This window comes from Streptomyces sp. NPDC058375 (assembly GCF_042723425.1).
Taxonomy (GTDB): domain Bacteria; phylum Actinomycetota; class Actinomycetes; order Streptomycetales; family Streptomycetaceae; genus Streptomyces; species Streptomyces durocortorensis.
Map to the genome: position 1 here is coordinate 1 of NZ_JBHXJG010000405.1, position 4,024 is coordinate 4,024.

A 4,024-nucleotide genomic window follows, 5' to 3' on the forward strand; every position below is an offset into this window, starting at 1 on the left:
TACTGCAGGGGGGACCCTGTGGGAGAGTAGGACGCCGCCGAACAATTTTTCCGGGAAAGCCCCGCACCGTATGGTGCGGGGCTTTTCTGCGTTCTACATCGGGGTGACCAGGCGGGTGTCGTAGGCCAGGATGACGGCCTGGACGCGGTCTCCTGCGCCGGTCTTGGCCAGGATCCGGGTCACGTGCGTCTTCACCGTGGACTCGGCGAGGTGGAGGCGGGCGGCGATCTCCGTGTTGGACCAGCCCTGGCCTATCACCGTGAGGATCTCCCGTTCCCGTTCTGTCAGTGCCGTGATGCGCGGGTCCGAGGTGGCCCGGGCGCCGGGTACGGCCGGGAGATGGTGGACGTACGCGTCGAGGAGACGGCGCGTCAGGGTGGGGGCGACCACCGCGTCGCCGGCGGCCACGGCGCGGATACCGGCGAGGAGTTCCTCGGGCAGGGCGTCCTTGACCAGGAAGCCGCTGGCGCCGGCGCGCAGGCCGTCGTACGCGTACTCGTCGAGGTCGAACGTCGTGACGATCAGGATGCGGGTGCGGGCGCCCGACGCGATGATGCGTCGGGTCGCCTCGATGCCGTCGAGGCCCGGCATGCGGATGTCCATCAGCACGACGTCCGGGTGGTGGCGGGCGACCAAGTGGAGGGCCTCGGTGCCGTTGCCCGCTTCGCCGACCACCGTCATGTCGTCCTGGCTCTCCAGCAGCATGCGGAATCCGAAGCGCTGCATCGCCTGGTCGTCGGCGATGAGTACGGTCGTCACGGGTGCGTGTCCTCCAGAGGAAGGCGGAGCTGTACCCGCCATCCGGTGTGTTCCGGTCGTGGGCCTACTTCGAGGGTGCCGTCGTACAGGGCGGCGCGTTCCCTCATGCCCATGATGCCCTGGGCCGCCAGCGGTGCTTCCTCTGTTTCCGCGCTTCTGCCGGCTCCGGTGCCCGTGTCGGTGATGCGGGCGTCCAGGTGCGTGGGTGAGTAGGTGAGGGTGACCGTCGCGGACGTGGGGCCGGTGGCGTGCTTGAGGGTGTTGGTCAGGGCCTCCTGGATCACGCGGTACACGGTGAGTTGGAGCCCCGGGGTGAGGGATCGGGCGGTGGGTTCGCCGTTCAGCTCCAGTTGGACGGGCAGGCCCGCCCTGCGTACGCGGTCGATGAGGGAGGTCAGTTCGTCGAGCGTCGGCTGAGGGGTGAGTTGGGCGTCGGGGTGGTCGTCGCGCAGGACGCCCAGGAGGCGGCGGAGTTCGGACAGGGCCTGCCTGCTGGTCGTGCCGATGGCCTCCAGCGCCTGCCCCGCGCGTTCCGGGTTCTTCCGGGCCGCGTACGCGCCGCCGTCCGCGAGGCCCGTGATGACGGACAGGTTGTGGCCGATGATGTCGTGCATCTCCCGCGCGATACGGGTGCGTTCGGCGGCGGCCGCGAGCCGGGCCTGCTGGTCGCGTTCGTGTTCCAGCCGGTGGGCGCGCTCGACCAGGGCCTCGGTGTACTCGCGCCGCGTACGTACCGCGATCCCCAACAGGACGACGAAGACCAGGCCCCAGACGTACGAGACCACCTCCTGTCCCCAGCTGGAGGGGATGCGGAAGCCGCCCGACAGGACCGGGACGACGAACAGCAGAGCTGCTGCCCCGACCGTACGGAACGAGGAGCGCAGGACGATCTGGAAGACCGGGATCAGCTGGAGGAGGGAGGCCTGCACCACGGCCCCCGTCCAGATGTTGACGAGGGATATCGGTGTCATCAGGAGGAGTACGGGCATGGGGTGCGTGCGGCGCCACAGCAGCGGCAGGGAGAACCCGAGGCTCATCAGGAGTACCAGCGTCTCGGGCGCCGTCGTGTCGCGGGCCACGTTCCGCCAGCCGCCGGAGGTGTAGTCGAGCACCGCGGCCACGGTCCAGAACGCGGTCACCGCGGCGTCCCAGACCCGCGGCCGGCGTCGGTCGAAGGCGCGGAGCCGGTCCAGGGCGTCGCGGATGATCCGGGTGAGAGGAGGAACCGTGTCCTCGGTGGCGCGGTCCCGGTCCTGGTCGCGGTCCCTCGGTGGGGTGCTCACCTGGTCGCTCCTCAGGGGTCAGACGTCGCGGCGCTTGAGTGTCAGCGCTGCCGCGGCCAGTGTCGTGCCCGCCCACAGGGAGAGGGCGAGCAGGGCCGGGCCGGGGGTGGCGGTGCCCTCGATGGGGGTGGCGGAGCCGAGGGCGCCGGCGGCCTGGGTGGGAAAGTACATGATGGCGCGCTCGACGACGTCGTACGGGAGCATTCCGAGGATCTCCGGCAGGATCATGACTCCGCCGATGAACGCGCCGATCGCACCGGGCACCGAGCGCAGCAGTGCGCCGAGGCCGAGGGCGAGCAGGCCCATCAGGGTGAGGGCTCCGGCGTTGCCCACCAGGGCGCGCAGGACGCCCGGGTCGGTGAACGAGGCTGCCTGGTCGGTGTCGTGGAGGAAGGCCTGGGCCGCCGCGAACGTGATCACCGATGTCGCGAGCATGACCGTGAAGGCGGTGGTGGCGAACACCGCGGCCTTGGCCCACAGGACGGGGAGCCGGGCGGGTACGGCGGTGAGCGAGGAGCGGATCATGCCGGTGGCGTACTCGCCCGCGGTCGTCAGGATGCCCAGCACGACCAGGCAGATCTGGCCGAGCATGCTCCCGTACAGGGTCAGGACGACCGTGTCGACGTCGGAGTCCCCGCCGCCGGAGGTGTAGGTCGCGCCCATGATCAGGCCGACGCCGAGCACCATGACGACCGCTGAGATGACGGTGATCCAAGTGGAGCGCAGGGAACGGAGTTTGTGCCATTCCGCACGCAGGATGCGGGGCGGGGTGATGCGGTACGGCGGCGAGGCGGTGGAGTGTGTTGTGGTCATGCTGCTACTCCGGTGGCTGCTGTCGGCCGGTGCTGTCTTTGCGGGCGGTGGTCGACCGATTCCTGCGTGAGGTCCATGAACGCCTGCTCCAGCGAAACGGTCTGTGGCGTGAGTTCGTGCAGCGTGATCGCGTGAGTGGCGGCCACGCGTCCGATGTGCGCTGCGTCCACTCCTCGGATCCGGAGTCGGTCGGTTTCCGTGGTGGTGGTGACCGTCACGCCCGGGGCCGCGAGCCGTGCGCTCAGCTCTTCCGGTTGCGGGGTGACGACCCTGACGGACGCCCCGCCCGCCGACCGGATCAGCTCGGCCACCGTGGTGTCGGCGAGGAGCCTGCCGCGGCCGATGACGATCAGGTGGTCGGCGGTGAGGGCCATCTCGCTCATCAGGTGGGAGGAGACGAGGACCGTACGGCCTTCGGCGGCGAGGGAGGTCAGGAGCGTACGGATCCACAGGACGCCTTCGGGGTCCAGGCCGTTGACGGGTTCGTCCAGGATGACGGTCGCGGGGTCGCCGAGGAGCGCGGCGGCGACCCCGAGCCGTTGGCCCATGCCGAGCGAGAAGCCCTTCACCCGGCGGTGGGCGGCGTCGGTCAGGCCGGCGAGGTCGATGACCTCCTCGACGCGGCGGCGCGGGATGCCGTGGGTGTGGGCGAGCGCCATCAGGTGGTTGAAGGCGGACCGGCCGGGGTGGACGGACCGGGCCTCCAGCAGGGCGCCGACCTGGGTGAGGGGTGCGGGGTGGGTGGCGTAGGAACGGCCGTTGACGGTGGAGCGGCCGTGCGTCGGGGCGTCGAGGCCGAGCAGCATGCGCATCGTCGTGGACTTCCCGGCGCCGTTGGGGCCGAGGAAGCCGGTGACCGTGCCGGGGCGGACGGTGAAGTCGAGGTCCTGGACGACGGTTCTGCCGCCGTACCGTTTGGTGAGACCGTGTGCCGTGATCATGCGGTCGACGCTACGGAGCCGGCGGGGAGCGGTCGTCCGACCGTGGGCTGGACGTGGGGCCGGGCGTAGTACCGGGGTACGACCGGGCGGGGGCGGTGGCGGTGGCGGTTGCAGTGGCGGGGGCGGGGGCTTTAGAGGTCATCTCATTTGGGTGACTCGGTATTCTGTGAGTCATGGTGGGGATCGTTGAGCGGTTGGTGCCGGACGAGTTGTGGGAGTTGTTCCAGC

At 70.3% G+C, this 4,024-nt stretch carries 4 protein-coding genes; all 4 read right to left on the minus strand.

Going from position 1 to position 4,024, the window contains the following annotated elements:
* Positions 1-93 precede the first annotated feature (93 nt).
* From ACFWM7_RS34180 to ACFWM7_RS34195, 4 genes are read right to left on the minus strand one after another with little or no spacing between them, the layout of a single operon-like run.
* A complete protein-coding gene (locus ACFWM7_RS34180) occupies positions 94-759 on the minus strand; it encodes a response regulator (RefSeq protein WP_383268364.1) in 666 nt (221 codons plus the stop codon).
* Positions 756-2,042, minus strand: a complete 1,287-nt coding sequence (locus ACFWM7_RS34185; protein WP_383268366.1) for a sensor histidine kinase — start codon at positions 2,040-2,042, stop codon at positions 756-758. The genes ACFWM7_RS34180 and ACFWM7_RS34185 overlap by 4 nt, the downstream gene beginning before the upstream one ends.
* An 18-nt stretch (positions 2,043-2,060) precedes the next feature.
* Positions 2,061-2,855 carry an ABC transporter permease gene (locus ACFWM7_RS34190; protein WP_383268368.1) on the minus strand — a complete coding sequence of 265 codons (795 nt, stop codon included), beginning with the start codon at positions 2,853-2,855 and terminating at the stop codon, positions 2,061-2,063.
* Positions 2,852-3,796 carry an ABC transporter ATP-binding protein gene (locus tag ACFWM7_RS34195; protein ID WP_383268371.1) on the minus strand — a complete coding sequence of 315 codons (945 nt, stop codon included), beginning with the start codon at positions 3,794-3,796 and terminating at the stop codon, positions 2,852-2,854. Before ACFWM7_RS34195 ends, ACFWM7_RS34190 begins: the two co-directional genes overlap by 4 nt.
* Between the last annotated feature and the right edge of the window lie 228 nt (positions 3,797-4,024).

Coding starts and splice junctions, on each gene's coding strand:
- ACFWM7_RS34190 (WP_383268368.1), bottom strand. CDS start 2,855: ATGACCACAACACACTCCACCGCCTCGCCGCCGTACCGCATCACCCCG.
- ACFWM7_RS34195 (WP_383268371.1), bottom strand. CDS start 3,796: ATGATCACGGCACACGGTCTCACCAAACGGTACGGCGGCAGAACCGTC.